General features: G+C 60.2%; 28 protein-coding genes. 15 read left to right on the top strand and 13 right to left on the bottom strand.

The window, feature by feature from the left end; genetic code table 11:
- Positions 1-73 precede the first annotated feature (73 nt).
- Positions 74-532, top strand: coding sequence for a GNAT family N-acetyltransferase (locus tag ACA041_RS21135; RefSeq protein WP_497437044.1), 459 nt, complete (start codon positions 74-76; stop codon positions 530-532).
- 1 nt (position 533) lies between these two features.
- Here the strand turns inward: ACA041_RS21135 and ACA041_RS21130 are convergent, their stop codons facing one another.
- Positions 534-1,541, bottom strand: coding sequence for a LacI family DNA-binding transcriptional regulator (locus tag ACA041_RS21130; protein WP_497437039.1), 1,008 nt, complete (start codon positions 1,539-1,541; stop codon positions 534-536).
- A gap of 196 nt (positions 1,542-1,737) precedes the next feature.
- Between ACA041_RS21130 and ACA041_RS21125 the strand changes: the two genes are divergently transcribed.
- Genes ACA041_RS21125 through ACA041_RS21115 form a run of 3 tightly spaced genes read left to right on the top strand, consistent with a single transcriptional unit; the run spans position 1,738 to position 5,290 of the window.
- Positions 1,738-2,904 (top strand): Gfo/Idh/MocA family protein, encoded by a 1,167-nt coding sequence (locus tag ACA041_RS21125; protein WP_497437036.1) that lies wholly within the window; start codon positions 1,738-1,740, stop codon positions 2,902-2,904.
- A complete protein-coding gene (locus ACA041_RS21120) occupies positions 2,901-4,004 on the top strand; it encodes a sugar phosphate isomerase/epimerase family protein (protein WP_497437033.1) in 1,104 nt (367 codons plus the stop codon). Before ACA041_RS21125 ends, ACA041_RS21120 begins: the two co-directional genes overlap by 4 nt.
- A 53-nt stretch (positions 4,005-4,057) precedes the next feature.
- Positions 4,058-5,290: a nucleoside permease gene (locus ACA041_RS21115; protein WP_497437029.1), complete on the top strand. Its 1,233-nt coding sequence runs from the start codon at positions 4,058-4,060 to the stop codon at positions 5,288-5,290.
- 47 nt (positions 5,291-5,337) lie between these two features.
- Here ACA041_RS21115 and ACA041_RS21110 read toward each other — a convergent pair whose 3' ends face one another.
- Positions 5,338-5,652, bottom strand: coding sequence for an NIPSNAP family protein (locus ACA041_RS21110; protein ID WP_497437024.1), 315 nt, complete (start codon positions 5,650-5,652; stop codon positions 5,338-5,340).
- Between the two features lie 61 nt (positions 5,653-5,713).
- Positions 5,714-6,196 carry an HIT family protein gene (locus ACA041_RS21105; protein WP_497437021.1) on the bottom strand — a complete coding sequence of 161 codons (483 nt, stop codon included), beginning with the start codon at positions 6,194-6,196 and terminating at the stop codon, positions 5,714-5,716.
- A 484-nt stretch (positions 6,197-6,680) separates the two neighbouring features.
- Here ACA041_RS21105 and ACA041_RS21100 point away from each other — a divergent pair, with 484 nt between their 5' ends.
- Positions 6,681-7,013: a DUF6124 family protein gene (locus ACA041_RS21100; protein ID WP_497437019.1), complete on the top strand. Its 333-nt coding sequence runs from the start codon at positions 6,681-6,683 to the stop codon at positions 7,011-7,013.
- A gap of 177 nt (positions 7,014-7,190) precedes the next feature.
- Entirely contained in the window at positions 7,191-7,655 is a 465-nt protein-coding gene (locus tag ACA041_RS21095) for a GNAT family N-acetyltransferase (RefSeq protein WP_497437016.1), read from the top strand.
- 432 nt (positions 7,656-8,087) lie between these two features.
- Here the strand turns inward: ACA041_RS21095 and ACA041_RS21090 are convergent, their stop codons facing one another.
- Positions 8,088-8,984, bottom strand: coding sequence for a DMT family transporter (locus ACA041_RS21090; protein WP_497437014.1), 897 nt, complete (start codon positions 8,982-8,984; stop codon positions 8,088-8,090).
- An 86-nt stretch (positions 8,985-9,070) separates the two neighbouring features.
- Between ACA041_RS21090 and ACA041_RS21085 the strand changes: the two genes are divergently transcribed.
- Positions 9,071-10,402, top strand: coding sequence for an aminotransferase-like domain-containing protein (locus ACA041_RS21085; RefSeq protein ID WP_497437012.1), 1,332 nt, complete (start codon positions 9,071-9,073; stop codon positions 10,400-10,402).
- 47 nt (positions 10,403-10,449) lie between these two features.
- On the opposite strand, the gene ACA041_RS21080 is transcribed toward ACA041_RS21085, so the two are convergent.
- The 5 genes from ACA041_RS21080 to ACA041_RS21060 form a co-directional block, all read right to left on the bottom strand.
- Positions 10,450-11,967, bottom strand: a complete 1,518-nt coding sequence (locus ACA041_RS21080) for an amidase (RefSeq protein ID WP_497437007.1) — start codon at positions 11,965-11,967, stop codon at positions 10,450-10,452.
- A 41-nt stretch (positions 11,968-12,008) separates the two neighbouring features.
- Positions 12,009-12,641 carry a nitrile hydratase subunit beta gene (nthB, locus tag ACA041_RS21075; protein ID WP_497442139.1) on the bottom strand — a complete coding sequence of 211 codons (633 nt, stop codon included), beginning with the start codon at positions 12,639-12,641 and terminating at the stop codon, positions 12,009-12,011.
- The gene (gene nthA, locus ACA041_RS21070) at positions 12,641-13,261 is read right to left on the bottom strand and encodes a nitrile hydratase subunit alpha (protein WP_497437005.1); all 621 of its coding nucleotides are present in this window, start codon (positions 13,259-13,261) and stop codon (positions 12,641-12,643) included. Before nthA ends, nthB begins: the two co-directional genes overlap by 1 nt.
- A gap of 30 nt (positions 13,262-13,291) precedes the next feature.
- Positions 13,292-14,332, bottom strand: coding sequence for a phenylacetaldoxime dehydratase family protein (locus ACA041_RS21065; protein WP_497437004.1), 1,041 nt, complete (start codon positions 14,330-14,332; stop codon positions 13,292-13,294).
- A 91-nt stretch (positions 14,333-14,423) separates the two neighbouring features.
- The gene (locus ACA041_RS21060; RefSeq protein WP_497442138.1) at positions 14,424-15,236 is read right to left on the bottom strand and encodes a transporter; all 813 of its coding nucleotides are present in this window, start codon (positions 15,234-15,236) and stop codon (positions 14,424-14,426) included.
- Positions 15,237-15,604: 368 nt separating this feature from the next.
- Between ACA041_RS21060 and ACA041_RS21055 the strand changes: the two genes are divergently transcribed.
- The gene (locus tag ACA041_RS21055; protein WP_497437002.1) at positions 15,605-16,654 is read left to right on the top strand and encodes an AraC-like ligand-binding domain-containing protein; all 1,050 of its coding nucleotides are present in this window, start codon (positions 15,605-15,607) and stop codon (positions 16,652-16,654) included.
- Between the two features lie 174 nt (positions 16,655-16,828).
- Positions 16,829-17,218: a c-type cytochrome gene (locus ACA041_RS21050; protein ID WP_497437000.1), complete on the top strand. Its 390-nt coding sequence runs from the start codon at positions 16,829-16,831 to the stop codon at positions 17,216-17,218.
- On the opposite strand, the gene ACA041_RS21045 is transcribed toward ACA041_RS21050, so the two are convergent.
- Entirely contained in the window at positions 17,219-17,647 is a 429-nt protein-coding gene (locus ACA041_RS21045) for a nuclear transport factor 2 family protein (RefSeq protein ID WP_497436998.1), read from the bottom strand.
- A 95-nt stretch (positions 17,648-17,742) separates the two neighbouring features.
- Positions 17,743-18,315, bottom strand: coding sequence for a chorismate mutase (locus ACA041_RS21040; protein WP_497436996.1), 573 nt, complete (start codon positions 18,313-18,315; stop codon positions 17,743-17,745).
- A gap of 213 nt (positions 18,316-18,528) precedes the next feature.
- Between ACA041_RS21040 and ACA041_RS21035 the strand changes: the two genes are divergently transcribed.
- Both ACA041_RS21035 and ACA041_RS21030 read left to right on the top strand, forming a co-directional pair.
- On the top strand, positions 18,529-19,542 hold the full coding sequence (locus ACA041_RS21035) for a GlxA family transcriptional regulator (protein WP_497436993.1): 1,014 nt from the start codon (positions 18,529-18,531) through the stop codon (positions 19,540-19,542).
- Between the two features lie 108 nt (positions 19,543-19,650).
- Positions 19,651-20,016, top strand: a complete 366-nt coding sequence (locus ACA041_RS21030; protein ID WP_497436990.1) for an avidin-fold protein — start codon at positions 19,651-19,653, stop codon at positions 20,014-20,016.
- 83 nt (positions 20,017-20,099) lie between these two features.
- On the opposite strand, the gene ACA041_RS21025 is transcribed toward ACA041_RS21030, so the two are convergent.
- Positions 20,100-20,681, bottom strand: a complete 582-nt coding sequence (locus ACA041_RS21025) for a DcrB/PsbP domain-containing protein (protein WP_497436984.1) — start codon at positions 20,679-20,681, stop codon at positions 20,100-20,102.
- 102 nt (positions 20,682-20,783) lie between these two features.
- On the opposite strand from ACA041_RS21025, the gene ACA041_RS21020 reads away from it, so the two are divergent.
- Positions 20,784-21,242, top strand: a complete 459-nt coding sequence (locus ACA041_RS21020; RefSeq protein WP_497436982.1) for a metallophosphoesterase family protein — start codon at positions 20,784-20,786, stop codon at positions 21,240-21,242.
- A 204-nt stretch (positions 21,243-21,446) separates the two neighbouring features.
- Here the strand turns inward: ACA041_RS21020 and ACA041_RS21015 are convergent, their stop codons facing one another.
- Positions 21,447-22,208 carry an alpha/beta fold hydrolase gene (locus ACA041_RS21015; protein ID WP_497436980.1) on the bottom strand — a complete coding sequence of 254 codons (762 nt, stop codon included), beginning with the start codon at positions 22,206-22,208 and terminating at the stop codon, positions 21,447-21,449.
- Positions 22,209-22,417: 209 nt separating this feature from the next.
- Between ACA041_RS21015 and ACA041_RS21010 the strand changes: the two genes are divergently transcribed.
- The 3 genes from ACA041_RS21010 to ACA041_RS21000 all read left to right on the top strand — a co-directional run bounded on the left by ACA041_RS21010 (position 22,418) and on the right by ACA041_RS21000 (position 25,707).
- On the top strand, positions 22,418-23,398 hold the full coding sequence (locus tag ACA041_RS21010; protein WP_497436976.1) for a hypothetical protein: 981 nt from the start codon (positions 22,418-22,420) through the stop codon (positions 23,396-23,398).
- Positions 23,399-23,803: 405 nt separating this feature from the next.
- Complete coding sequence (locus ACA041_RS21005) at positions 23,804-24,697, top strand: amidohydrolase family protein (protein ID WP_497436971.1); 894 nt, start codon at positions 23,804-23,806, stop codon at positions 24,695-24,697.
- Positions 24,698-24,732: 35 nt separating this feature from the next.
- A complete protein-coding gene (locus ACA041_RS21000; protein ID WP_497436969.1) occupies positions 24,733-25,707 on the top strand; it encodes an alpha/beta hydrolase in 975 nt (324 codons plus the stop codon).
- Positions 25,708-25,884 lie beyond the last annotated feature (177 nt).

The following is a 25,884-nucleotide window of genomic DNA, read 5'->3' as shown; positions in this document are numbered from 1 at the left end:
CCATCTGCCGCAGGCTGCGATCTTTTGATCTACATTTGCCGTTTATCAAATCATCCGCACGGAGACGATCAACATGGCACTCCAGGCCCTGCGCGCCGATCCATCCCACCTCGACAAGATCGCCAGCCTCTTCGATGCCTATCGCGGCTTCTACGGCCAGCCGTCGAACCTGACGCAGTCTCGCGACTTCATCGCCGAGCGCATCGCCCGGGACGAATCCGTGATTTTCTTCGTCGAGGACGACACGGGTGAAGCGCTGGGGTTCGTCCAGTTGTACCCGACGTTTTCCTCCATCGACGCCCACCGCACCTGGCTGCTCAGCGATCTCTTCACCACCCCGGCAGCCCGTGGTCGCGGAGTCGGGACCTTGCTGATGAACACCGCCCGAGCCTTTGCGCTGCTGACCGGGGCCAAAGGCTTGGTGCTGGAGACGGCCACGGACAACTTCGGGGCGCAACGCTTGTATGAGTCGTTGGGTTATATGCGCGACACGGGTTACTACACCTATTGCCTGGATTTGAAACAGGGCTGAGTCAGGCGCCGCTTTTTGGCGACGCAGTGCTATTGCGCAGGGTCAGCTCGAACGGCAGCACCACATGCCGCTGCGGGATAGGGGTTTTCTCGATGAGGGCAATCAGCATTTCGACGGCCTTCTGGCCAAAGACTTCAGCCGGTTGCGCGATGGTGGTCAACGGTGGGTCGCAATAGGCGGCGAAGGGAATGTCGTCGAAGCCCACCAGGGAAATATCCTCGGGCACCCGCAAACCCTGTTGCTTGATGCGCTTCAACGCACCGATGGCCATTTCATCGTTTTCGCAGAACAGGGCAGTGGGGGGCTCGGCCAGTTGCAGCAGCGCTCCCGCCCCATCGAAACCGGCGGTCAGCGTGAAATCGCCGTGGCAGACCAGCGCCGGGTCGCAGGCAATCCCGGCCTGGCGCAGCGCGTGCTGATAGCCGGCCACACGCTCCCGTGTCAGCGGGCTGCTTTTCGGACCTTTGACCAGCCCGATCCGGCGGTGACCCAGCCCGATCAGATGCTCGGTCATGGCCCGGGCGGCTGCGCGGTTATCCAGGCTGATGGTGGGATGACGTCCGCCCTGGATCACTTCGCAGGCATTGACCATGGGCGGGGATTCGCCATGGGCAAAGGGCGATTCAAAAGGGTCGTAGGCGCGCAACTGAATCACGCCGTCGGCCTGATGCGCGTGCACCAGTGCGGCGAATTCCCGTTCGACTTCCTCGCGACCCTGGGTGTCGCACAGCAGCAGTCGGTAGCCGGCTGTTTGTGCCGCCTGCTGGGCGCCGCTGATGACCCGGGCGAAAAACGTGTTGGCAATGGCCGGGACCAGAATCACCAGGTTACCGGTCCTGCGCGAACGAAACTGCACGGCCATCAGGTTCGGCCGGTAACCGGCCTGTTCCACCGCCGCATTGACCTTGTCCCGGGTTTCGGGGAGTACGCGTTCGGGCGATTTCAGCGTCCTGGACACGGTAGCCACCGAGACGCCGGCCAGCCGGGCAACTTCACGGATATTGGACAAGACAACCTCGTTATGAAACGGCAAATGTCAGCGCGGCCGGCGAGCTTACCGCAGCAGGGCCGTGCGGTGAAATCACCGTCATGACCGATCCGGGTTTGACACCTCGGGCAACTGAGCCTAAATTCCGACATGATGTAACCGGTTACATCATAGTCTATCCTGAGGGTGAACCCGCCCCGAACAAGAGAAATTCGCGATGAATGCTGTGACGGCAAAAATAAGAATGGGCTTTGTCGGGGGCGGCGAGGGCGCCTTCATCGGCAAAGCCCACCGCCAGGCCGCCGGGCTCGATGGTGGTTTTGAACTGGTGTGTGGCGCGTTCAGTCGAGACGCGCGCAACAATCAGGACAGCGGTGCAGCGCTGGGTTTGCCCCCGTCGCGCTGCTACAACGACTGGCAGCAGATGTTGGATGCCGAACGCGCGCTGCCCGCCGACCAGCGCATGGAACTGCTGGTGATCGTCACCCCCAATCACTTGCACGCCCCGATCGCCAGCCAGGCGCTGAGCGCGGGTTTCCATGTGTTCAGCGAGAAACCCGCGGCACTCAGTCTGTCCGAACTGCTGGCGCTCAAAGCCGTGCTCAAAAGCAGCGACCGCCTCTATGGCCTGGCCCATACCTACCTCGGTTATCCGTTGGTCTGGCAGGCGCGCAAGATGGTGCGTACCGGGGTGATCGGCGCGGTGCGCAAGGTCATGGTCGAATATCCCCAGGGCTGGTTGAGCCGGGACGTGGCGGGGCAGGGCAACAAGCAGGCCGGCTGGCGCGATCAGCCCGAGCAGTCAGGGCTCGGCGGCTGCATTGGCGATATCGGCACCCATGCTTTTTCCCTGGCCGAATTCGTTGCGGATCAGCCCATCGAGCAGATCTGCGCGACCCTGGGTGTGCACATCGCCGGGCGGCAACTGGACGATGACGCGGCGATGCTGTTCAAGATGGCAGCCGGCGCCACCGGCGTGTTGATCGCCAGCCAGGTCTGCGCCGGCGAAGAGAACCCGTTGAAGATCCGGGTCTACGGCGACAAAGGTGGGCTGGAATGGCGCCAAGAAGAACCGTCGAGCCTGATCCACCGTTCCCTCGATCAACCGATGCGCATCCTGCGTTCCGGTGTCGGTCAACCCTGGTTGTGTGAGGCCGCGACCAAGCGCATGCGGCTGCCCGCCGGGCACCCCGAAGGTTATCTGGAAGCCATGGCCAACCTCTACGGCGACTTCGCCAGCGCGATCCGCAACAAGGTCGAGGGCCACGACGCCCCCGGCGTGCCGGGCATCGACGTCGGGCTGCGCGGCATGGCCTTCATCGAAGCCGCGATTGCCAACCATCGCGGCGACGCGAAGTGGACCGCCCTGGTCTGCCATCCATGAACCCGGAGAACCCACCCGTGAACCCTACTTCCCAAGCACCGACCGGCCTGCGCGGCCCGGGGATTTTCCTCGCGCAGTTCATGGCCGCCGAAGCGCCCTTCGATACTCTGGCCAATATTGCCCGCTGGGCGGCGTCCCAGGGCTACAAGGCCATTCAATTACCCACCCTGGGCACGCAATACATCGACCTGGCGCGTGCCGCCGAAAGTCAGAGTTACTGCGACGAATTGAAAGCCGTCTGCGCTGAGGCAGGCGTCGAAATCAGCGAGTTGTCGACCCACCTGCAAGGCCAGTTGGTGGCGGTGCATCCGGCGTTCGATGCCTTGTTCGATGACTTCGCCCCCGCGCATTTACGTGGCCAGCCCCAGGCACGCACCGAATGGGCCATCGACCAGTTGAAACTGGCCGCCCGCGCCAGCCAGCGCCTGGGATTGACCGCCCACGCGACGTTTTCCGGCGCGTTGTTGTGGCCCTACATCTACCCGTGGCCACAACGTCCGAGCGGCCTGGTCGAGCAGGGCTTTGAAGAACTGGCCAGGCGCTGGCGGCCGATCCTCGATTGCTTCGAAGAGGCCGGCGTCGATCTCTGCTATGAAATCCATCCCGGCGAAGACCTGCACGACGGCGCCTCGTTCGAGCGCTTCCTCGAGGCCGTCGATCACCACCCACGCGCCACGATCCTCTACGACCCGAGCCATCTGCTGCTGCAACAAATGGACTACCTGGGCTTCATCGACCGCTATCACGAGCGCATCCGCATGTTTCACGTCAAGGACGCCGAATTCCGTCCCGACGCCCGTTCCGGCGTCTATGGCGGTTACCAGGGTTGGGTGGATCGGCCGGGCCGGTTCCGTTCGCTGGGTGATGGCCAGATCGATTTCAAATCGATTTTCAGCAAGCTGACCCAGTACGACTTTGCCGGCTGGGCGGTGCTGGAGTGGGAGTGTTGCCTGAAAGACTCAGAGCAGGGCGCGGCAGAAGGGGCGGCGTTCATCCGCCAGCACATGATCAGCAAGACCCGAAAGGCCTTTGACGACTTCGCCAGCGTGACATCCGACGAGGGTTTCAATCGGCGGCTGCTGGGGTTGCCCGAGGCCTGAGCAATCTGTTTACGGCTTCTTTGCAGACAATAAAAACAACAAGGTAACTGTCCATGACCACGATGAGTGCGCGATTGAGCGCAATGATGTTCCTGCAGTTTTTTATCTGGGGTGGCTGGTTCGTCACCCTCGGCACCTTCCTCTCCAGTAACCTGGGGGCCAGTGGCGGGCAGATCGGCATGGCGTTCTCTACCCAATCCTGGGGCGCAATTATCGCGCCTTTCGTCATCGGGTTGATTGCCGACCGCTTCTTCAATGCCGAGCGTATCCTGGCGGTGCTGCATCTGATCGGCGCCGTGCTGCTGTTCCAGCTCTATCGAGCGGCTGACTTCAGCGCGTTTTATCCATTCGTGCTGGCCTACATGATGATCTACATGCCGACGCTGGCGCTGGTCAACTCGGTGGCCTTCCGGCAGATGCGCGACCCGGCGCTGGAATTCTCGCGAATCCGGGTGTGGGGCACGATCGGCTGGATTGTCGCGGGTGTGGTCATCAGCTTTGTGTTTGCCTGGGATTCGCAACAGGCGATCTCCTCCGGCGGCTTGCGCAACACCTTCCTGATGTCCGCCATCGCCTCCCTCGCGCTGGGAATCTACAGCTTCACCTTGCCCCGTACCGCACCGCTGCCGCGCGAACCGGGCAACGGCGGTCTCAAGCAAATGCTCGGGCTGGACGCCTTGGGCTTGCTCAAGGACCGCAGCTACCTGGTGTTTTTCATCGCCTCGATCCTGATCTGCATTCCATTGGCTTTCTATTATCAGAATGCCAACCCGTTCCTGGCTGAAATCGGTGTCACCAATCCCACGGCGAAGATGGCCATCGGGCAGGTGTCCGAAGTGCTGTTCATGCTGCTCCTGCCACTGTTCATCCAGCGTTTCGGGATCAAGCTTGCGTTGCTGGTGGGGATGCTGGCGTGGGCCTTGCGCTACCTGTTGTTCGCCTACGGCAACAACGGCGACCTGGCCTTCATGCTGTTCACCGGCATCGCGCTGCACGGCATCTGTTATGACTTCTTCTTTGTGTCGGGGCAGATCTACACCGATGCAAAAGCCTCGGAGCGCTTTAGAAGCTCAGCGCAAGGATTGATCACGCTGGCGACCTATGGCCTGGGCATGCTCATTGGATTCTGGGTGGCGGGGCAGGTGACCGATCACTATGCGACGGCGGACAGCCACGATTGGAAAAGCATCTGGTTGTTCCCGGCGGGTTTTGCGCTGGCGATCTTTTTCTGCTTCTCGTTGGCCTTCAACGGCCGGCAAACCCAAGGCATGAAATCGAGTGCCTGAAGCCAGAACGGGCGCCCGAAAGGCGCCCGTTGCCATGCCGCTGACCGCTACGACTGATTGCCAAACACCGGCCGGAAAAAAGACCGCTCGTAGCTGAGGATGCATTTAGTGTCCTCTGCATACTTGAACGCCGCGATGCAGTCCGGATCGTTCATGGAGTCTTGCCGATACTGCTCGTACGCCGAAAGGCTCGGGAAGCTGAACATCGCCAAGGCAATGTTATTGGCGCCCTCGGACGGCAGGAAGTAGCCGTGATGCTGACCACCGAATTTTTCAACCAGTGGAATCCACAGCGTCGCGTAGTGTTCGAATGCTTTGATCTGGTAGGGATCCAGCACATATCTCAGATAACAAGTGACCACTTTTTTTCTCTCTCTTGGGTGGGTGGTGTTGATTTCGGGCCGCTGCGACAGCCGTGCTGTCCTATCTGAATGACCCGCGTAGCAGATCAATGACTTGATCGGTTGAAGGCCCTTGAATGGACGGTGGCTCAGGGCTTTCCCCGAATTCGCGCCAGATGAACAGCGTCAATTCCGCGCCGTCAGTAAGCGACGTTGCGTTTTCGTTTGTCGCGAAGGTCTCCAGCAGCCTGTATCTCTTATCTTTCCAGAATAGATCTTCGACCCAGTGGTACACCGGGATGAAGTGGAAATGGATAGGGTGGCCGGGGTCATGGCCGAATCGACTGATGTAGAGCCATTTCGGTTTCAACTGCGACTCAATGGTTTTCTGAACATTGGCGAGCAGGCCACCCAGTTCCGCCAGCGCACCGTCGGGCAGTTCTGCCAGCGAGTTGACGTGAGTCCTTGAGCCAAGCATCAGATAGCCGGGAAGCGCAGACGACATGTGATGATTGAGTATCCAATGGGCGGTTTCATGAATGATGAACCGGGGGGCTACTTCCATGTGCGGGTGTCCAGGGTGGATCGGCTGCACAGAATATCAAGGCATCACAACCCTGTCCGGGTCTGGCCGATTTCTGCAGCACGTGATCGCTTATTTTTTGATTTTATGCGGGGCAGGCCGGAGCGTGGGGAGGTGGCTGTAGGAATTGTCTGAGTTGTAGGCAGGAGGCTACATCGTCTTGCGCCGATGCCTACGCCTAAGACAGAATCCGCCGGCTTGTGCGCCTTGAGCCTGCCTTCTATCGTCTGCGGGTCGCTGAAAATCAGCGATCGGGTTTCGCAGCCCGGGTCAATCAAGGCGCTCAGCGCCACCGTTTCCATTCAGTGGCGCTTTTTTCGTCTACTGCAATGCGTTATGGCGGCTGTGCGCGGGAGATCTTCGGGTCTGCCGGGTTCCTTGATTCCCGGTCTGCGAACCTGCGTACAGCTGCCACCTTTCGTTTCGCAGCGAACCGTGGCCGCTCCATCAATCAAGGAGCTTCACTGTGATCAGATCAACTCCCAGCCCTCCCGAATCAGCAGACGCAAGCGAATCTGCCGACTTTGCCAGCGACCCTCAGTACACTCGCCGAATCCTTAAAAACGCCATCCCACCGCACAAACCCAGCACGATGTTCGTCATCGCCCCCGATATCGACACCGAATCCCTGTTGGCCCACGCCTGTGAATCCCTGGCCTCGGCAAGTGTCATGGCCAGTGACTTCGCGGCGTTTCTGGAGGGCTCGCAGCGCAACACGATGCTGGGCATCCAGCAGGTCATCATGCTGGCCGAACTGGCGGTGAATCGAGCACTGGATAATGTTGATCCGCAGGATTGACCCAGCTGATCGGTCCCATGCTGCGCGTGGGAGTGCAGCCCGAGATGCTCTGCGTTCCATGCGGATGCAGAGCGTCCGGTGACGCATTCGCGACGCAAATGAAATGATGGGGTCAGCGTATCCCGTGACCTCTCATGCGTTTACGATTGGACGACCATAGCTCGCGAGGAACTCAAAATGGATTGTCAGGTTCGTCTCGCAACCAGCGAGGATGCAGAAGCGATCAGTCACGTGGTGATCAACGCGCTACGTGAGTCCAATGCGCAGGACTATCCGCCCGATGTCATCGCGCGGGTAGAGCAGGGCTTCTCTGCGCAGGGGATTACTCAGCTGATGACACAGCGTCGGGTTTATGTGGCAACGGTCGATCAGCGTGTTGTTGCAACCGCCGGCCTGGATGGGGGCGTTGTTAGAAGCGTCTTTGTCGACCCGCAGCATCAGGGCGGCGGAATCGGCCGACAACTTATGACGATCATTCATTCGACGGCTCTTGAACTGGGACTTGATGTTCTGCACGTGCCGTCTTCAATCACCGCAGAGGGCTTTTATGCTGCGCTTGGGTTTCAAAAAGTACGAGATGAGTTCCACGGTGCCGAGCGCACCATCATCATGCAGAAGCTGTTAGGCCATAGCGGATCCTGATCCGAATCCGCCTGGGCTATGTGCTTGCGCCGATCGTGCATCATCAGCGTCGACCAGTAGCTTGGCGCAACCAGAAACGGATACGTACACGGTCAACAACCCCATCACCCATCAGGCCGCCATCGCAGGCAAGCCAGCTCCCACAGGGAATCGGGGCGTACACAAATCCCGAGTCCGGCAAAGATCCATTGTGGGAGCGAGCCTGCTCGCGAATGCGGACTGACATCCAGCATCGATGTCGACTGACACGGCCTCTTCGCGAGCAGGCTCGCTCCCACAGGTAATCGGGGTCGTACACAAATCCTGTGACCGGCGAAGATTCACTGTGGGAGCGAGCTTGCTCGCGAATGCGGACTGACATTCGGCATCGAAGTCGACTGACACGCCGCCTTCAGGCAAGCCTGCAGTCAAACCAAAGACAGCCCGGTCCCGCTACTTCGAAAACCGCCTCGCCCCCGCCACACAAAGAATCACCGCCACCGTCACCCCCAACATGCCAATGCTCACCTGCTCATGCAGCAACGTCGCCGCCAGCGCCAACCCAAAAAACGGTTGCAGCAACTGCAACTGGCCGACTGCGGCAATCCCGCCCTGGGCCAGCCCGCGATACCAGAAGACGAAACCGACCAGCATGCTGAACACCGATACATAAGCCAGGCACACCCACGCAGACACCGTAATGCCCGAGAACGAAGGCGGGGCCAGGTACCAGGTCAACGGGACCATGACCGGCAGCGACAGCACCAAAGCCCAGGAGATCACCTGCCAGCCGCCCAAGGTCCTGGACAGCTTCGCACCTTCGGCATAACCCAGGCCGCAGGCGAGAATCGCCAGCAGCATCAGAATGTCCCCCGTCGGCGACGCGGTCAGGCCCTGGGAGAGCGCAAACCCCACCACCAGCGCACTGCCCAGCACCGAGAAGAACCAGAACACCGGCCGTGGCCGCTCGCCACCGCGCAGTACGCCGAACGCTGCGGTGGCGAGCGGCAGCAGGCCAACGAAAACGATCGAATGCGCCGATGTCATGTACTGCAGCGCCAGCGCCGTCAGCAGCGGGAACCCCACCACAACCCCCAGTGCCACGATCGCCAGGGGCAGCAGATCACCTCGGGCCGGACGCTTTTCCTTGAACAGCACCAGCATGCACAGCGCCAAAAGCCCCGCGATGGTGGCGCGGGCAACCGTCAGAAACACCGGGTCGAATTCCAGCACGGCCAGCCGCGTGGCGGGCAACGAACCGCTGAAAATCAGCACGCCAATGAACCCGTTGAGCCAGCCGCTGGCGGTCTTTTCCAGCGCTGAATTTTGCAGCTTCGATGCCCGTTCCATTTCGTTCGCACTCAAAAAGTTTGCACAGATCCATCCTATGATCGAAGATCAATACAATCAAAATATTGTCATGGATACATCCGCCCATGCCTCGCTCTCGATACAAGTCACTGGTCGATACCTTCGCCGCGGACATCCGTTCCGGACGCTTGCAGCCGGGCACTCGCCTGCCGACCCACCGCCAACTGGCAACGACCGAAGGCCTGGCGCTGGTGACGGCCAGCCGGGTCTATGCAGAACTCGAGGCCATGGGCCTGGTCAGCGGCGAAACCGGGCGCGGCACCTTCGTCAGGGAAACTGCGCTGGCGCCGGGTTCGGGCATCGACCAGAAAGACGTGGCCGTCGGCATGATCGATCTCAACTTCAATTATCCGTCGCTGCCCGGGCAGGCAGAACTGTTGCGCAGTGCGCTGCGTCAGCTGGCATCAGGTGGCGACCTGGAGGCGTTACTGCGCTATCAGCCACATGCCGGGCGACTGCATGAGCGGGCGTCCGTGGCACGGCATCTGCGCGCTCGCGGATTGACGGTGGAGGCCGGGCAAGTGTTGATCGTCAATGGCGCTCAGCAGGGGCTGGCCGTGACCATGATGGCGCTGCTCAAGCCCGGCGATGTGATTGCCGCCGATGCGCTGACCTACTCGGGTTTCAAGGTGCTCGCCGAAGCCCTGCACCTCGAAATCGTGCCCATTCCCGTGACCGAGCAGGGGCCGGATCTCGCTGCCCTGGAAAAGCTCTGCCGGAGCCGACGCGTGCGGGCGGTGTACAGCATGCCGACGCTGCACAATCCGCTGGGCTGGGTGATGAGTGCCGGGCAGCGCGCGCACCTGGTGACGATTGCACGCCGTCATGAGTTGCTCATCATCGAAGACGCCGCATACGCCTTCCTGGCTGAAAACCCGCCGCCACCGATCGCCGATCTCGCTCCTGAGTGCACGGTTTATGTGTCCGGTTTATCCAAGAGTGTCGCCACCGGCTTGCGTGTAGGTTTCATCGCTGCGCCCCTGGATAAGGTGCCCGCCCTGGAGCGAACGATCAGGGCCACCACCTGGAATACCCCGGGCGTGCTGACAGCGATTGCGAGCACGTGGCTCGACGATGGCACCGTCATGCAGCTGGAAGCGGAAAAACGCAAGGACGCGCAGGCCAGGCAAGCCATCGCCGCGCAAGTACTGACGGGCCTGCGCTACATCAGCCATCCCTCATCGTATTTTCTGTGGCTGCCGCTGCCGGAAGACGCACGGGCCGACCAGATCGCCATGGAGCTGATGCGCGAACAGGTGGCGGTCTCGATCGCCGAGCCTTTCGCGATCTCCGTGCATGTACCCCATGCGATCCGTTTGGCGTTGGGGTCGGTGGATCTGGACACGCTGCGCCAGGCGTTGGTGAGCGTGAAGAGGGTGGTAGGGGCTTATGTGTAGCGGCGGATCCCCGACGTGATGTCACTCACGCCGGGGGTGGTGTCGGATTAACAGGCCTTCCAGTCAACACTCTGCTCGAAGGCATAGGCCGCGCAGTAGATATCGCTTTCGGCAAAGTGTTTGCCCACCAGTTGCAAGCCGATCGGCAAACCATCGCTTGAGGCACAGGGCAGTGACAGGGCCGGGTGCCCGGTGACGTCGAAGCCGCAGGTGTTGGCCAGCATCTCGAAACAGCGGCCCAGATAGTCTGCCAACGGCGCATCGGCCGGCGGTAGCGGGGTGGCTTTGAGAGGAAGTGTCGGCATGAGCAGCAGGTCGTGACGGGTCAGGACTTCGTCATAGGCTAGGCGCAATTTACGCCCGAGGTTCTGCGCCTTGCCGTAATAACGGCCATGGTATTTGCGACTCAAATACTCGCCAAGGATCATCGTGGTCTTGACCGTATCGGGCAGCTCGTCCGCACGCTCTCGCCAGCGCGCATGGTGCTCCATCATGTCGGTCAGGTAGAGCCCGCGCCAGTTGAAACCGTGGCTGTTGCCTTGCATCATTTGCCAGGTGGCGCCTTCGGCCGCGATCGCCAGCCAGATGGCCGGGCCCAGCAGGTGCATGGGGATCGACACTTGCTCGACAATCGCGCCTTGGGCCTGAAGTACTTCGCACGCCTGACGCACTGCCTGGTCGACATCCCGCTCGGAGTTGGCGTGACCAAAGCCCTCCTTGAGCACCGCTATCTTCAGCCCGGCAACGCCCCGCGACAATCCCTCGGTATAGCGCGCCGTCCTGGTCCCGGCCAATTGACGCGGATCCAGCCCATCGACCCCGGCCAGTACTTCGAGCATCAGGGCGTTGTCGCGCACAGTGCGGGTGATCGGCCCCAGATGGTCAAGGGTGCTTTCTATGGGCATGGCGCCGGTATAAGGCACCAGGCCGTGGGTCGGTTTCATGCCATACACGCCACAGAACGAGGCGGGAATCCGAACCGATCCGCCCTGATCGCTGCCCACCGCCAGGTCGACCTCGCCCGCTGCAACCAACGCCGCGCAACCGGAGGACGAGCCGCCGGCGGAGTAGCCCTGGCGCAGCGGGTTGTGCACCGGGCCGCTGGCCGAAGTGTGCGAGCCCCCGGAGAAACACAGGGCTTCACAGACAGCCTTGCCCATGACGCTCGCACCGGCATCCAGCAGGCGAGTGACGACGGTCGCATCCACCGCGGGCCGATAGCCGTCCAGGGTGAAGGAGCCATTGAGCATCGGCAGGCCGGCGACGGCGATGTTGTCCTTGATGACCACGGTTTTTCCGGACAGCGGACCCGTGTCATTACCCTTTATGTTCGACTGGCACTGCCAGGCGCCGAGCGGGTTTTGCGCCGCACTCGGGGCATGGCCGGCTGATCGTGGATAAGTCACTTCAGGGAGGAAATCCGCCTGCTGATCCAGCACGTCATAGGCATCGAAGTTGGCCTGCAATACGGCCTGGTAATCATCAAGTTGTTTGGGCGTCAGGCTAATGCCAAGGCTGTTGGCGATTGCCCCGAGTTCGTCGGTGTTGGGTCGAATGACAGACATTTTGCATTCTCACTGTAAAAAGGGTCTTGATGGCTGAGTCTTCAGGCCTTGAGCAGGTAGCTGCCAAACAGGTCGACCACCACAGTGCCCGCGTCCGCGGCATCGCCCCACAGTTCCTGGGTGGTGAACAGCACGTGGTAGGTGGGTTCGCTGCCACTCGGCAGGCCATGCCCGACCGTGTCGGGGAACGGCCACTCATGGGTGGTGCGGTGCACGACGACCCCGCATTTACCACGGACATAGCCGGGCATGCGGACATGACCGTCGACGTGCTCGTCACGCACGCGCACCCGATCGCCGTTCTGGAACGGGATGCGTGGCGGATTGGCCGCGCGTCCAACCCCGAGCGGCAGCGCCAGCGGGTAGGCCCCGGCGACCAGTTCCGCAAGACGCTCATGAGTGACTGCGCCTTTTTCGACGAACAGTGAAGCGACCCCCACGACGATTCGATCGTAATAGCTGGAGGTGAGGTATTGCCTCGGCTCCATCCGCTCGATCGCATGCCGCAGTTCGTCCACATTGAACATGCCCAGCTCCCCCGCACCGAGGAACAGCAGGCTGTACCCAAGGTGTTCCCAGTCTTCATGGAACACCGGTGTGTAGTTCAGTGAGTTGGCGCTGTGCTGCATGCGGCCGAAACCCTGGACACCACCCAAATCATGTATGCCATCCATCATTGATTCACTCGCTGCGCAAGGGTGTGAGATTCGGGACGTGCGATGCCGATCAGCACATCCTTGGTCACGAGCGAGGCCAGCTGTTCCTCAGCCCAGTCTTCGGTACCGGACGGACGGAATGGCAGGACCATGTAGCGGGTTTCCGCGCTCGTATCCCATACCCGGATGTCGACTTCTTGCGGCAGGTCCAGGCCCATCTCGCGCAGAACCGTTCGCGATTCGCGCACGACGCGGGAGCGGTATTCGAAACTTTTGTACCAGTCCGGCGGCAGGCCGAGGACCGGCCAGGCGGTGCAGGAGCACAGCGTGCAAACGATGACGTTCTGAAGGGTCGGCGTGTTTTCCAGGGCGACGATATATTCGCCCTGCACGCCGGTGTAACCGAACTGCGCGCAGGCGACAGTGCCATCGGTCAGCAGCAGTTGGCGGAAGGTCGGATCGACCCAGGCCCTGGCGACAACGCGTGCGCCATTGGCCGGGTCGAAATCGTTTTCCATGATCTCGGTGAATTTCTCGATATACCCTTCGGGAACCAATGCTTGTTCCTCCAGGGCCTTTTTAAGGGCGAAAGCGCGGTCCGATGCGGACACCACGGTGTTCATGGAATGGTCGTTCATGATCGCTATCCTCTGGACGATAGGGGGGTGTCAGCTGCGCTGCATCAGGCCGGTCCCGGCATGGCAATTGATGTATTCGTAGTGCTGGTCTTCGGCGCGCAGCACGCTGACCTCGTGATAGCCCTTCCACTTGAGCTCACCCCCCAGTTGCTGGACGATCTTCATGAAAGTGCCGAATATCTCGATGTGAGTCGGATGGGATTCCGACCAGCGCTCCAGGTGCGCGAGGGAGCGCCAGTGACTCACGGAAAACGTCTTTTCCAAGCGTTGCCCGTTGGCGTTCAGATGCTGCATATAGCGGTTGCTGTAGCAGCCCACGGGCAGGCCGTCGTCGCGCAGGAACTCCATGCCGGCCCGCAGCGCCGGTTCCATCTGGTTCAGGTACAGGTCACGTTCCGTACCCTCGGTTTCGCTCCAGTCCTGGCCGGAGCGGATGACCACCAGGTTTTCATGGCCCTTGATCACTTTGCGTCGCGCATCCGAGGTGGCTTCAAGTTGCCCGCGAGGGGACATGGGGTCGGTCTGGGACAGAGGGATCCGGTCGCGCATCGAGCCCCAGTACCCGTGTTCCTGGATTTCGTCACTGCGCGAACCCATCACCACGCCGATGCCTTCCAGGTCGTTGGGCATGGCGTAGAAGGTTTCAAAGCGTTCGACGCCCGGGGTCAGGATTTCCCGGAAATAACCCAGTCCGTCGTTGCCCAGCTCCCGGCAGTTCCACCCTTGAGCCACCGGTTCACTGGATTGCCAGCGCAGGAAGGACTGGGGAGTGTCCCAGTAGGCGATGGCGATCATGTTGTCGTAGCCGGCGGCGTCGACGTAGTGGGTGATATCGTGGTGCCCCGGGCCGTCGACGAGGTCGAAACCCTGCATGATCTTGCGCAGTGCCGCACAGGCAGCGCCCAGGTAATGCTCGCCCTTGGACTGAACGCCGAAATAACCCATCACCACTTGCTCGACCGAGCCATCGGCGCGACCCACCCAGCCCGGGTAAGGCGGGGTGTAGTCATCTTCAATTCTGCGGTCGCGGGAGCGCGGGCACATCAGGTGTTTATCGATCGCGGATTCCATAGGTTCTTCTCTTTTTTATCCAGGCCAATGGCATCCCTGCCGCACGCAACGGGTGCAGGAGGGCGGGTTCTTGTAAGGAAAGTGCTGGGCTTCAAAACACCCGCGCATAACGCAGGTTCATGCGAAAGTCCTCTTTGGGACCGTTCTCGACCGAAAGATCACGGCCCAACTGAAGCTGGAACTGATCCTGGGGCGTGACGAACCTGGTGGCGGTCAATCGGATGTTGGTGGTGCGCATGGCGTCATCGCGATCGACTTGATCGACCTCGGTTTCCCCGCCCCGGATATGGCCAAATCCCACCGCAAAAGAGGTGGCGGGGTCAGGCATGTAGCGGGTCATGACCTGCGCGCTGTAGGAGGTTTTCTGCTTGAGTACGGCGGAGCCGGGGCCGAATGCATCGTTATCGCCATACCAGATCACATCACCGACCAAGTCCACCGCCCACTTGTCGAGAAAGTGCTTGATGTAGGCACCCTGGAAGTCGACTTTCCAGCGGTTTTCGCCCAGGTTGAGCGGGTCGTTCTTGTCGTAGCTGCCGCTGGGGACATAGAGGTAGGCGTTGGCGCTGAGGGTGTCGCGGGCGCTGTTGAGGAGTACCTTGATCGGTGCAGTCAGGATCAGGTCGCCGGTGCCGGTGGTGTCACCCAGCGCCGAGGCGCTGCCATGGCCGGAAAGCTTGCCGAACGGCAGCAGGAACTGCGGATCGATGGTGACCGATTCGCTCAGCTGAAACACGTGCAGCAGCCGGAGTATCCCGATGTCGGAGGTCAGGTTGAAATCCGAACTCGCCTGCCGGCCATTGGCTCGCCAGGCGTCGGTGGTTGCATGTTGGTAATAGACGGCCCCGATCGTTGCCCCTATCGGGTATTGCTCATAGTCACCGGGTGCCACTTCCACCGCCATGGTGGAGAACGATGTACCGATCAGGATCAGTCCAAGCAAAACGGACTTTTTCTGTTGCACCAGCCACGCCTTGAGTTTGCTCATTATCTGTCGCCTTATGGGATTGTCCCTTCGTAGGGGGACATTTCAGGAACTTGACCTGCGTGAAGTTCGCCAGCCCGGGCTGGCGAGTAGCGACGACTGATGGCAGGGCTTGCAGCCACTGCCGTTCGGCGCTGGCTCAAGGATGCGGCGCGGCTCAATTGGCTTCTTGGCTGTGGCGGAACAAAAAGTTTTCTCAGACGGCCCTTTGATCGCTAACAGTGGCAAAGCCAATGGGGAGTGAGGTAAGAAGGGTTCCTGGATTGAAAAAAACCGGGGCTTCGCATATGAGCAGTCAATCGCAGAGAGGCTTCGAGGGAGCAGAGGCAGGCACAGCCGGGCTTTCTGTCGGCAGTCGGGCGCCGGTGACCAACTGGTCCGGCGAGAACATCGACGTTGCCACCGAAAGCGGTTCAGCTTCCGAGCGGGTCGATTACTGGCGGGAAATGATTCTGCGGTTGTTTGCCGACGTCGAAATCGGCGCTGTTCCAAACCCCGGCTTTTTTGGAAAAGTCAGGTCGCAGAAGTGCGAGTTGCTGCGCATCAGTGACGTCAGTGCGGCGGCCCAGGCGGTCAACCGTCGACACCTGCAACCCAGGTCCCGGGACGAAGACAAGTATTTCGCGGTGTTGATGCTGGAGGGCACCGAGCATCTGGAGCAGGACGGCAACAGGGCGATCATCATGCCGGGGGATTTCGCCATCTATGATGCGACACGCCCGCATTCGCTGAGCTTTACCAACGATTGGCGACAGATCATCGTGAGCCTGCCAAGGTCCAGCCTGAACCAGTTGGTCGTGGGCATGGAAAGCCGGATGGCCACGCGCGTCTCCATGGACAATCCGGTCGGCCGCGTCATGCGCATGTTCCTGGAGAGCGTGACCTCGCAAATCAGCCAGTTTTCGGCGGCCGAGATGGTCAGGTTGTCCGAGTCGGCGACCAATCTTATCGCCCTGACCCTTGGCAACCTGCAACCGCTGGACCCTGAACACTCACGCTGTCAGGCCCTGACTTTGATGAGGGTGAAGGTTTTTGTGAACGACAACCTTCGCGATCCGACACTCAACGCACAGCATGTAGCCTTGGGGACAGGTCTTTCTGCGCGGTACATCAACAAGCTGTTCGAACCTGAGGGTTCTTCGCTGATGCGCTATATCTTGCGTCGGCGTCTGGAGCGCTGCAGCAGCGATCTGTTGAACCCGGCCAACGCCCCGTTGCGGGTATCGGATATCGCTTTCCGTTGGGGTTTCAACGACCTCTCGCATTTCAGCCGGGTATTTCGCAGCTGCTACGGTTGCGCCCCCAGGGACTGGCGCGAAGCCCAGCTTCGGCAGTAGCTATGTGAAACGGCCATACCTGCTGCCCTCACCGTGGAGGCGCAGCCCCAAGGCGATCAACTGGCGTTCGCCGCCAAGGCCGGGGAGGGCGTTTTTGCATTTAAGTTTTGGTGTCGCAGCCGTCCATGATGAAATAGCCGCCCGCTTTTGCTGTGAACGACACCTGGAACCGACATGAAGAACACTGCCGTACTGACCTTCGCCCTGCTGCTCAACGCAGGGCTCTGCAGCGCCCAGGCCGAAGCGTCCGGGGATGTTGAGGCAGGCGGCAAACTGTTCAAGCGGATCTGCGGTGGCTGCCATCAGGTCGGGGAGTCGGCGCGCGGCTCTTTTGGCCCGCAGCTCAACGGGATTTTCGGTCGCCCTTCAGCCAGCACGACGGACTACCTGTACTCCGACGCGATGAAAGCGGCCGGCATCGTCTGGACTCGCGAAACACTGACCGCGTACCTCGAAAACCCGAAGGGAGTGGTCCCCGGAACCCGGATGATTTTCTGGGGGCTCAGCGATCCGGAAAAGGTCGAAGACGTGCTGGTTTATCTTCAGACCTTTCAGTCGCAGTAATCAGGTTTTACTGGCCGCCAGGTAGGCACCAAGGCGTTGTCCCATTTGCTCGCCCAAGGCTTGCAAGGCACTGAAGGGGCGGACCATCACCTCGAACTCGACAATTTTCCCCTGTTCATTGAAGCGGATCATGTCGATGCCCTTTAACGCCTTTCCGTCGACGTTGGCGCTGAATTCCAGCACGACGCTCAAGCCGTCTGCGGTCGCCAGTTCCCGGTGATAGACAAAGTCCTCGAACACCTCGATGACCGTGTTGAGAATCTTCGAGACCACGACCGCTCCCGGGTAAGGCTTGTGCGCCATCGGCGAGCGGAATATCGCCTGTGGGTCCAACAGTTCGGGCAAGGCGCTCAAGTCACCCTTGCGGATCATGTCGTGCCACTGCTTCAGGGAGGCTGCGGCTTCGGGATGCAGTTTCAGTCCAGACATCTTCAACTCCTGTATTTTTATTGTTGGCCTTGCGGCGGCGTTGGCATTGCCCGTCGAGTATAAGAGGCCCTGCGTGGGCGGCATGCATCCAGGGTCTACCGATCAGCGCTACACAGCTCGCCAGTGGCGCGTATCAATGCCTGGCCATGCAAACCGTCCTTGATCAGGCCGGATCGCGCCGTGGCCAGCCAGTCCTGGCAGTTCGGGTCGGTGCGATAGGGCGCGAAGGCGGCGTATTGCTGCAACAGACGATTCTGCAGCTCATCCAGCCGAGGCCTGATTTGCTTGGCGAGGTCCGGCCGTGGCGTGTCAGGCGCCTTGCCCGCCGCATGCCATTGAGCGATCAGGCCGTACTGCACCAGTTTGTTGGCTTCTATTTGAGCGGCGACCATTTCGGCGACCTCGTCCGGGTCCAATTTGCGCGCAACGGCCATTTTCCTCGCGTCAACGATGACCTGCGCTTCCCGGACACTGTCCTGGATCGGCTTGCCACTGTCCCATTTGGTCAGCGCCACCAGATCGGCAATGTTCAGGCGCTCGCTCATCGTCGCCAGCAGCGGTTGCAGGCTATCGGGCGCCAGTACGGGCGCGGCGGCCTGTGCGCCGCCAGCGAACAAGCCGAGCAGGGCGCAGGTCAGCAGCTGCGGTAAGCGTGGGGAGTGGGGCATTGGCAAACCTCATTGGACGCGGGATTCACAGGCAGGTGATGTGTAACACAGGTGTGGGAGGCGCGTTAAGGGTGGCGGATCCATTTGCGCAGGCAGCAACGAAAGTCGGGTCGCATAATGGCGCTAGGGCTTTTTGCGCTTGTGCAGGTAGCATGAACGCTTTACCGGCGCGCCAAGCGACAGGCTGTTTAACGTAAACGAGTGGGTCGAACCTTGATCGAACGACGTCAATTCAGCGGAGGCATGAAGGGTAAAAACCTCCGCTATCTGAATGAAAACCCTGGCCAGCCTGCTCAGATGACTCGAGCGGGCTTTTTGCTGCTCGAACACTTCTCCTTGCCGGCGTTCACCCAGGCACTGGATACCATTGTCACCGCCAATCTGCTGCGTCCCGGGTTGTTCTCCTCGCGAACCTTTGGCCTTACTGATGACGAGGTCGTCAGCGATCTGGGGCTGGTCATCCGCCCGGATGCCCGCTTCGATACTGCCGCTGTCCACGACCTCGATCTGCTGGTCATCTGCGGCGGCTACCGGACAGAACTGAAGGCCAACGAAGAGTTCATCAACCTGTTGCGAGCGGCGACAGACCAGGGCATCACGCTGGCCGGATTGTGGAACGGTGCATGGTTCATCGGCAGGGCAGGCCTGCTCGACGGCTATCGCTGTGCAATCCACCCCGAACATCGCCCCGCACTCGCCGAAATCGCCAAGGCGACCCAGGTCAGCAGCGAGCCCTACGTCATCGATCGCGACCGGCTCACGGCGTCCAGCCCCTCCGGGGCATTCCATATGGCGCTGGACTGGATCAAGGGCCTGCACGACAAAGCCCTGGTCGAGGGCATCGAAGACATCCTGGCGTTCGAGGAGTCGCGCTACCGGCGCATCAAGCCTACGGAAAATATCTGCGTCAGCGCGCCCTTGCGCGAAGTGGTGAAGCTGATGGACGCCAACCTCGAAGAGCCGCTGGAGCTGGAGCAACTGGCCGTCTACGCCGGCCGCTCACGTCGCCAACTCGAGCGCCTGTTCAAGGAACAACTGGGCACCACGCCGCAGCGCTATTACATGGAACTGCGGATCACCGAAGCCCGTCGACTGCTGCAGCACACGGAACTGTCCCAGGTCGACGTGCTGGTGGCCTGCGGGTTCGTTTCGCCCAGCCATTTCAGCAAATGCTACAGCTCGTATTTTGGCTACAGGCCTTCAAAGGAAAAGCGGCTGGTGAAGTAAAGCCGCGCTCCGAAAATAGCCAGTGCACTGTCTTCATCGTTGCGACAAAATGGGTCAGGCTCATCGAAGGGCCGCAATGGAATATCTCGACTAAAGGACGCGACATTTATGGAAATCCCTTTTTCGCAAATCAGCGAGCGCTTGAACAATCGCCGATTTACCGTAGCGAACAACACCCACGGGCTATCCGGTGCAGGCACCGTGTTTCATTACCATGTCGAGGGAAATGCCATTTCCGGCACTTACCAAGGCGGCCGGATCCGCATGGGGCATCAAGTCGGACGCGCGACAGGCCCCGATACCATTGAGCTTCTTTACCACTGCTTGACCATGGAGGGTGAGATGCTCGCCGGCTGGTCCCGTGGCACGGTAGGCGTTGATCACGCAGGACGTACCACGCTGACCTTCGTATGGGGTTGGTTGTCGGGTGCGACTGGAGGTGGGGAGTCGAGCTACGTCGAGCTGGCTAAGTAGCGGTCAAGGAGTTTTTGATCCCGACTGGATCAAACTCATGATCGCAGCCACACGTTGCCACTGCGTCACGCGCCTGTGAACAGTCATTCACCAATGATCGCCTTGATCAATTCGATATGGGCCTTGCGGGTGTCGCGGGGGGAGATCAAGTGAATATAGGCTGCCGTCCTTCCAGAGGCCGCCAATAGCGTGGTGTTGAGGAGCTGATCGTTGCCCAGTGTTCCGTAGGCATCAATCTCGAGAACGCCAAGACCGTTCTTCTTGACCACCTCTTTTTCACGCAGAATCCTGAAGTCCTTGTAACCGCTTTCATGCTTGCTGATGGTGCCGTTTGCCAATCCGAGCAGAAACTCCTCATCGTTATCCCCCTCAATCGATCCTTCCGGCACCGGGGTCTCAGTCACCACCACCATGCGTTTTTGCGCGGCGTTGACATACAACGTGCCCGTCATGCCTCCAGCTCTGGCCTTCGCATCAAGCTCTGGCAACTCGCGTTCGACATAACCTTGCGGCAATGTGTAAGTCAGTTTGCCCGCGAGCACGGAAATCCTTTGGGGAGTACTGGCCTCATTCGCTGGCTGTTCCGTCGCAGCCTGAACCCCTGCAACGCCTTGAATCGAGAACGCCAAACACATCATGACTAGCTTGCAGCTGGACAATCGCATCGTAATTCCTTTTAGTGAATCCCTGAATGATCCTGCAAGTGTGCCTGAAACCGAGGATCATGCATGAGATCCGATTGGCTTGAGCCTGCTTTGGAGCCCTGAATGAAAGTTGGCGTGATCTCCGATACCCATGGCTTGCTCCGCGCCGAAGCCGTCGCTGCCCTGGAAGGTTGTGAACGAATCATCCACGCCGGCGACATCGGTAAACTCGAGATCCTCGAGCAACTGGCGGCAATTGCCCCGCTGCACGTAGTACGCGGGAACAATGACCTGGGCGCGCCTTGGGCCGACACTCTCGCCGACCAGCTGTGTTTTGATCTGAATGGATGGCAGACCTTGCTGGTGCATGACATTGCCGATGTTCCGGCGGAGCTGGATGCCTGGATAAAGCTGGTGGTTACCGGCCATTCGCATAAGCCACGCATTGAATGGCGCGGCGAACGGCTATACCTCAATCCAGGCAGCGCGGGGCGGCGCAGATTCAAACTACCGGTGACGCTGGCGCTGCTTGAAGTGCTTGATGGTTCGATTGAGCCGCGGCTGGTTTCGTTATTGGAATGACCATCTGCTGAAAAGCGGTCCCCAAAAAAGAGACCGCTGCACAGCCAGCGTCGCCGGCTCGTTCGCCTACGCGTGACCGAAAAGGGACCGAAAAGGGGGCGGATCTATTTTCCAGATCTATTTTCCAAAAAGGGACGGAAAAATAGATCCATCGGGCTTGAACATGCCGTTGGCTGTCATCGGTGCGGGCTCTTCATCGCCGTGCTACTGGCTGAGGAATTCGCGTATCACTTCGGCGGTTCGCCTGGCGCTGGTCACCACGAAAAAATGCCCCTCGCCCTGCAGGACGTGCAGTTCGGCACGGCGAATGGTGCGGTGCAGGATGTGCGCGTTGTACAGCCGCACCAGGGTGTCGCGTTCGCCGGTGAGGATCAGCGTGCGCTGGCGCAGACGGAACAGCCGCAGCAGGCTGGTCCAGCCGACCAAGGCGGTGAGCTGGTGGTAATAGGTTCGCGGGTTGACCGTGAGCATGCCGTTCACCACACCGAAGCGCAGCAGCGTCTGTATCGAATTGCGCGAGCCTTCTTGCTTGCGCGGTTTGGCGCTTTTGCTCCTGCCAAAAAAATCCAGGATGTCGGCGGGCTTCACCAGCATCGCCGGGCCGGCCGAGGTCGCCGCGAGGATCAGCCGGCGCACCATGCTCGGGTAACGCAGGGCGAATTCTTGCGCCAACGCACCGCCCCAACTGACGCCGAACACATCGACCTGGTCGATTCCCAATTGCTTGAGCATCTCGGCGATCAGGTCGGCATGGCGCGGCAGACGCATCGGCCAGCGGGGCATTTGCGATTTGCCGACCCCGGGCACGTCCAACGTAATGGTCCTGTAGTCCATAAGTTCATCGCGCAGGGGATCGAAGGTACGGATCAAACCACCCAGGCCGTTGAGCAAGAGCAGCGGTGAGCCTTGGCCGCGGATAGAAACGTTCAACTGCAAGTCTTTAATGGTTAATTTGTGCGTTGTCATGGTTTCCCCCCTTGGCCTACCCGCTGTTAAGACAGCGTCTGGCGCCAAACGACTGCTTTTGGCTGTGGATTCAACCGGTCGACGCAACAGATTGGCTAAATCGCCCCCCGGCAGCACGTTCTGAACGATTGCCACCAACCACACTCAAACCCAATTCCCACCCCACGGGATGACTGGACCCCCAGTCGGCAATAACCTCAACCGGCGCCGTGTTCATCGGCGAGGCCAGCCTGGATTCGGCGCGCCTTCTGTCACTCTTACAAGGAAGCAAGAACCTCATGCAACATTCCCCATCTCCGTCTACGCCGGCCGCCGGCGAATTGATTGCAACCTACCGTCACGGCAAGGGCTTTCTGGTATTCACCCTGATTTTCGGTTTCATCATGTTGGGTCTGGCAGGTTTCGTGTTGTATCTGGGCACGATTCTGCCCGCGGGCAATTCCGGGTCTTCCAGCCTGACGACGAGCCGTGGCCTGACGCTGGATTTCTCCAGTCCGCAGGTGCTGATCTATGCCGTCAGTGCGTTCCTGGCCGTGATCGCCGTGGTCCTGTTTGGCATTCATCTGTGGCACAAGCGACAGCGCCAGGCCAGTTATGAAGTCTATGAACAGGGCATCACTCACATTAACGGGGCGACGAAGGATTACGTTCCTTTTGCCGATATCGAGGACCTTTACCTGTTCAGTTCCGGGCAGACGGCGATCTCTGGCCTGATCACCAACCTGGCTTACCGGCGGAATGCCAATGAGCCTTTTCATCGGGTCATTGAATCGCTCAAGGGCTTTCAGGACTTTCAGCAGAAGGTGCGTGAGTTGCATGTGCGTGCGCGTCTGCCGGAGGTGTTGGATACGCTTGCCGCGGGCGGTTCGGTGACCTTCAAGTACTTGGGCAGCGGTGCGGTCTGGGGTAAGCGGATGAGTGGCAAGTTCCTTGATGTGACGACTCAGCCGATTCTGGTGACGCGCGGTTTTCTGGCGGTGGATGGGCGGAAGGTGCCGATGTCGGCTTTGCGCTCGGTGGATTTGAGTGCGTGGTCTGAGAAGGTGGTGATCAAGGATGAGACCGGGAACGTAGTGCTGTCGACTGTCGGTACCGGGATTTTGAGTCATGATCTGTTTCTCAATACGCTGGACTCGATTCTTGAGGTTGAAGAGGCGGCGCGCGGGGAGGGTGCCCAGGTTCTGATCTGAGGATTGTCGGGTACTGGCCGATGCAGGCGTCGGCCAGTTTCCTATTGTCTAAAAACCACCGCCTTTAGCCAGTAAGCGCGCGTTATCGTTGACGTCCATCGCGAGCAAGCTCGCTCCTACGGTTTTGTTCATTCTCTCGACAACAAAATTACGCCATCTCCCCAACGGGCGGCACACCTGTTGATCGAAGCCCGGCTGTTTTCTCTCGATGATGCAGCTCTGGAAGCCGCGTAGCAGAGGCGCTACGGCAAATCTCAGTCATGCAATTGCTGGCGGTCGTTCCCCAATCCAGGCTGCCCATACCTTCGCACATGGCGAAATTTTGATACTACACGTCGAGTTGGCGGGAGCGACGGAGCACTGACGACGATTATTGTTTTCGCACAAAAGCAGGAAACAATAATCATGCTGCCGCTGACCAAAAGAACAGACAGTCACGTTCATTTCTACACGTCGCAAGACCTGCGCCGAGTGGCTGATTCGTTGCCTTACGCATTACCCAAGCCACACCCGCTGACGGCCTATCTGGATACATTGATCGATGCCGGAATTGCCCCGACGCTGATCAATAACGTCCATTTGAGTATCCTGCCGGACTCGGAAAACGTATTCGCTTCCTTCGAGGAGCTGCGCAATCTGCAGGCCGCGAATCCTCTGCGTTATGGCGACGTCAGACTGGTAGGGACGATCAAGGCCGACCCTGCTTACGCCACCCGGGAACGTCTCGCGCATCCCCAGGTGATTGGCGCCCGAATCGTTCTGCACGACGCACCACCGCACACGATCTCCGATACGCGCTTCAGCGATGGCCAATGGTCGGCGTTTTATGCGCGCCTGCTCGCGCATCAGCATCTGCATATTTACGCCAGGGAAGCCGAGACGAATCTGCGCGTGCTGCGCCAGATCCCGGGCGATGTGCGGGTCATCATCGACCACTTGGGCACCTGCCACAGCGAACGAGACATTACCGAGCCGGCTTACATCAAGCTGCTCACTGCCGCGCGCGAGCGAGGCAATGTGTGGTTCAAGGGCCCTGGTTATCGCACTTCCATGCATCCCGAGGAAACGGCTCGCTTCGTGATGCAGATTGTTTGCGCCGTCGGTGCCGACAAGATCCTTCTGGAGGCCACCGATGCCCCCCATGTCGGAACGGACAACCAGGGTGTGGCGTATGCCCGCCTGTTTGATTTGAACAAGGCGTTCAACTTCGTTGATGCCGTTGCACAGCATGTTTCCAAAGAAACCCGAATTCCGGTTGACCAACTGCTCCGAGGAGCCATTGGTCAATTGGAACCTTGATCTACGCCCACGCTTCCACTGCGAGATAACCTGCGATGACGAACATTACAACAAAAGAAATCAACTTCAGCGTCAAGTACGCCGACGAGACCCTGAGCCTCAAAGGCACGGTATTTCAGCCGGAACAACTGGACGCTGCGGCGCAACAACTGCCGCCGGTCATTTTCAACTCCGGGTTCACTGGCGGGGTAACGATGTACGGCCAGCTGTTCGGTCGCGCGCTGGCGGCTCGCGGTTATCGCGTCATGACCTACGACGTGGCGGGCTTTTTCTCCAACAAGCAGATTCGCAATACCCTTGAGTCGGGCGACAAGGTCCTCACCCATGTCATTCTTGAGGACCAGAAGGACGAAGTGCTGGGTGCCGTTGCCTGGGCGCGCGAGCATTTCGGTGAAATGCCGGTAGTCGCATCGTGGGCGATGGGCTCGGTCGCGAGCCTTGGCGCAGTGGCTGAGCTGGCCGCCGCAGGTGGTGAACAGATCCGCTTCTGGGTGCCGATGAGCTACACCAACATCCGCAAGCTGCAAGGCTTGCGCGCCGACAGGAATGCCGCCGACGCTGCCATCCTGCAACTCGCCGATGACGCGCCGATCCCGCCGTTCGACACCGGCACCGACGCGACCCGCCTCGGCTACTACCCGCTGGACCCCGAGACCCAGGCCTATGTCGATCAGCAACTGGGCGGCTACACTGAAGCGGGTGGCGCGGACCGTTGGCCTGGTTGCACCTATGTGACGGCGAAGTCGTACAAGTCCTATGTGGCGTATGACCCGGAGCAATCCATCGAAGGGGCCAAGGGCTTCCCGCCGGCATTGATCATCCACGGTGCCGACAACACGTTGCACATGCCGTCCGAGTCGGTGCGTCTGCACCAGAACTACCCGGGCGATGCAGGCCCGAGCGCGCTGATCATCGCGCACATGCAGCATGGCCAGCAGAATCAGGTCGACAGCCCGGTGTTCCAGTCGATGATCCAGAGCATCGATGAGGCCATCCGCACCCGCGGCTGATTCCCGCCATCCCCTTGCAAGACCTCGGTTACCGGGGTCTCGCAGCGATCTCCCGCGTCGGGCGTTTGCCCCGAGCGGCGTTTTCCCTGTCGTTCCGATCCGTCGCACTGCGCCGGGTTGGCCGTACGCGGTGCCGAATATCCATTTGGCCGAATGCGTGCCCAGGCCCTAACATAG

This window comes from Pseudomonas sp. LBUM1676 (genome assembly GCF_059695605.1).
Note: the sequence above shows the minus strand (reverse complement) of the source record. Positions and strands in the feature narration are given on the sequence as shown.

Bases quoted from the DNA above. Each gene is read 5' to 3' on its own strand.
- ACA041_RS21135 (WP_497437044.1), top strand. From the start codon at position 74: ATGGCACTCCAGGCCCTGCGCGCCGATCCATCCCACCTCGACAAGATC.
- ACA041_RS21125 (WP_497437036.1), top strand. From the start codon at position 1,738: ATGAATGCTGTGACGGCAAAAATAAGAATGGGCTTTGTCGGGGGCGGC.
- ACA041_RS21120 (WP_497437033.1), top strand. From the start codon at position 2,901: ATGAACCCGGAGAACCCACCCGTGAACCCTACTTCCCAAGCACCGACC.
- ACA041_RS21115 (WP_497437029.1), top strand. From the start codon at position 4,058: ATGACCACGATGAGTGCGCGATTGAGCGCAATGATGTTCCTGCAGTTT.
- ACA041_RS21105 (WP_497437021.1), bottom strand. From the start codon at position 6,196: ATGGAAGTAGCCCCCCGGTTCATCATTCATGAAACCGCCCATTGGATA.
- ACA041_RS21095 (WP_497437016.1), top strand. From the start codon at position 7,191: ATGGATTGTCAGGTTCGTCTCGCAACCAGCGAGGATGCAGAAGCGATC.
- ACA041_RS21090 (WP_497437014.1), bottom strand. From the start codon at position 8,984: ATGGAACGGGCATCGAAGCTGCAAAATTCAGCGCTGGAAAAGACCGCC.
- ACA041_RS21085 (WP_497437012.1), top strand. From the start codon at position 9,071: ATGCCTCGCTCTCGATACAAGTCACTGGTCGATACCTTCGCCGCGGAC.
- ACA041_RS21080 (WP_497437007.1), bottom strand. From the start codon at position 11,967: ATGTCTGTCATTCGACCCAACACCGACGAACTCGGGGCAATCGCCAAC.
- nthB (WP_497442139.1), bottom strand. From the start codon at position 12,641: ATGGATGGCATACATGATTTGGGTGGTGTCCAGGGTTTCGGCCGCATG.
- nthA (WP_497437005.1), bottom strand. From the start codon at position 13,261: ATGAACGACCATTCCATGAACACCGTGGTGTCCGCATCGGACCGCGCT.
- ACA041_RS21065 (WP_497437004.1), bottom strand. From the start codon at position 14,332: ATGGAATCCGCGATCGATAAACACCTGATGTGCCCGCGCTCCCGCGAC.
- ACA041_RS21060 (WP_497442138.1), bottom strand. From the start codon at position 15,236: ATGGCGGTGGAAGTGGCACCCGGTGACTATGAGCAATACCCGATAGGG.
- ACA041_RS21055 (WP_497437002.1), top strand. From the start codon at position 15,605: ATGAGCAGTCAATCGCAGAGAGGCTTCGAGGGAGCAGAGGCAGGCACA.
- ACA041_RS21050 (WP_497437000.1), top strand. From the start codon at position 16,829: ATGAAGAACACTGCCGTACTGACCTTCGCCCTGCTGCTCAACGCAGGG.
- ACA041_RS21045 (WP_497436998.1), bottom strand. From the start codon at position 17,647: ATGTCTGGACTGAAACTGCATCCCGAAGCCGCAGCCTCCCTGAAGCAG.
- ACA041_RS21040 (WP_497436996.1), bottom strand. From the start codon at position 18,315: ATGCCCCACTCCCCACGCTTACCGCAGCTGCTGACCTGCGCCCTGCTC.
- ACA041_RS21030 (WP_497436990.1), top strand. From the start codon at position 19,651: ATGGAAATCCCTTTTTCGCAAATCAGCGAGCGCTTGAACAATCGCCGA.
- ACA041_RS21025 (WP_497436984.1), bottom strand. From the start codon at position 20,681: ATGCGATTGTCCAGCTGCAAGCTAGTCATGATGTGTTTGGCGTTCTCG.
- ACA041_RS21020 (WP_497436982.1), top strand. From the start codon at position 20,784: ATGAAAGTTGGCGTGATCTCCGATACCCATGGCTTGCTCCGCGCCGAA.
- ACA041_RS21015 (WP_497436980.1), bottom strand. From the start codon at position 22,208: ATGACAACGCACAAATTAACCATTAAAGACTTGCAGTTGAACGTTTCT.
- ACA041_RS21005 (WP_497436971.1), top strand. From the start codon at position 23,804: ATGCTGCCGCTGACCAAAAGAACAGACAGTCACGTTCATTTCTACACG.
- ACA041_RS21000 (WP_497436969.1), top strand. From the start codon at position 24,733: ATGACGAACATTACAACAAAAGAAATCAACTTCAGCGTCAAGTACGCC.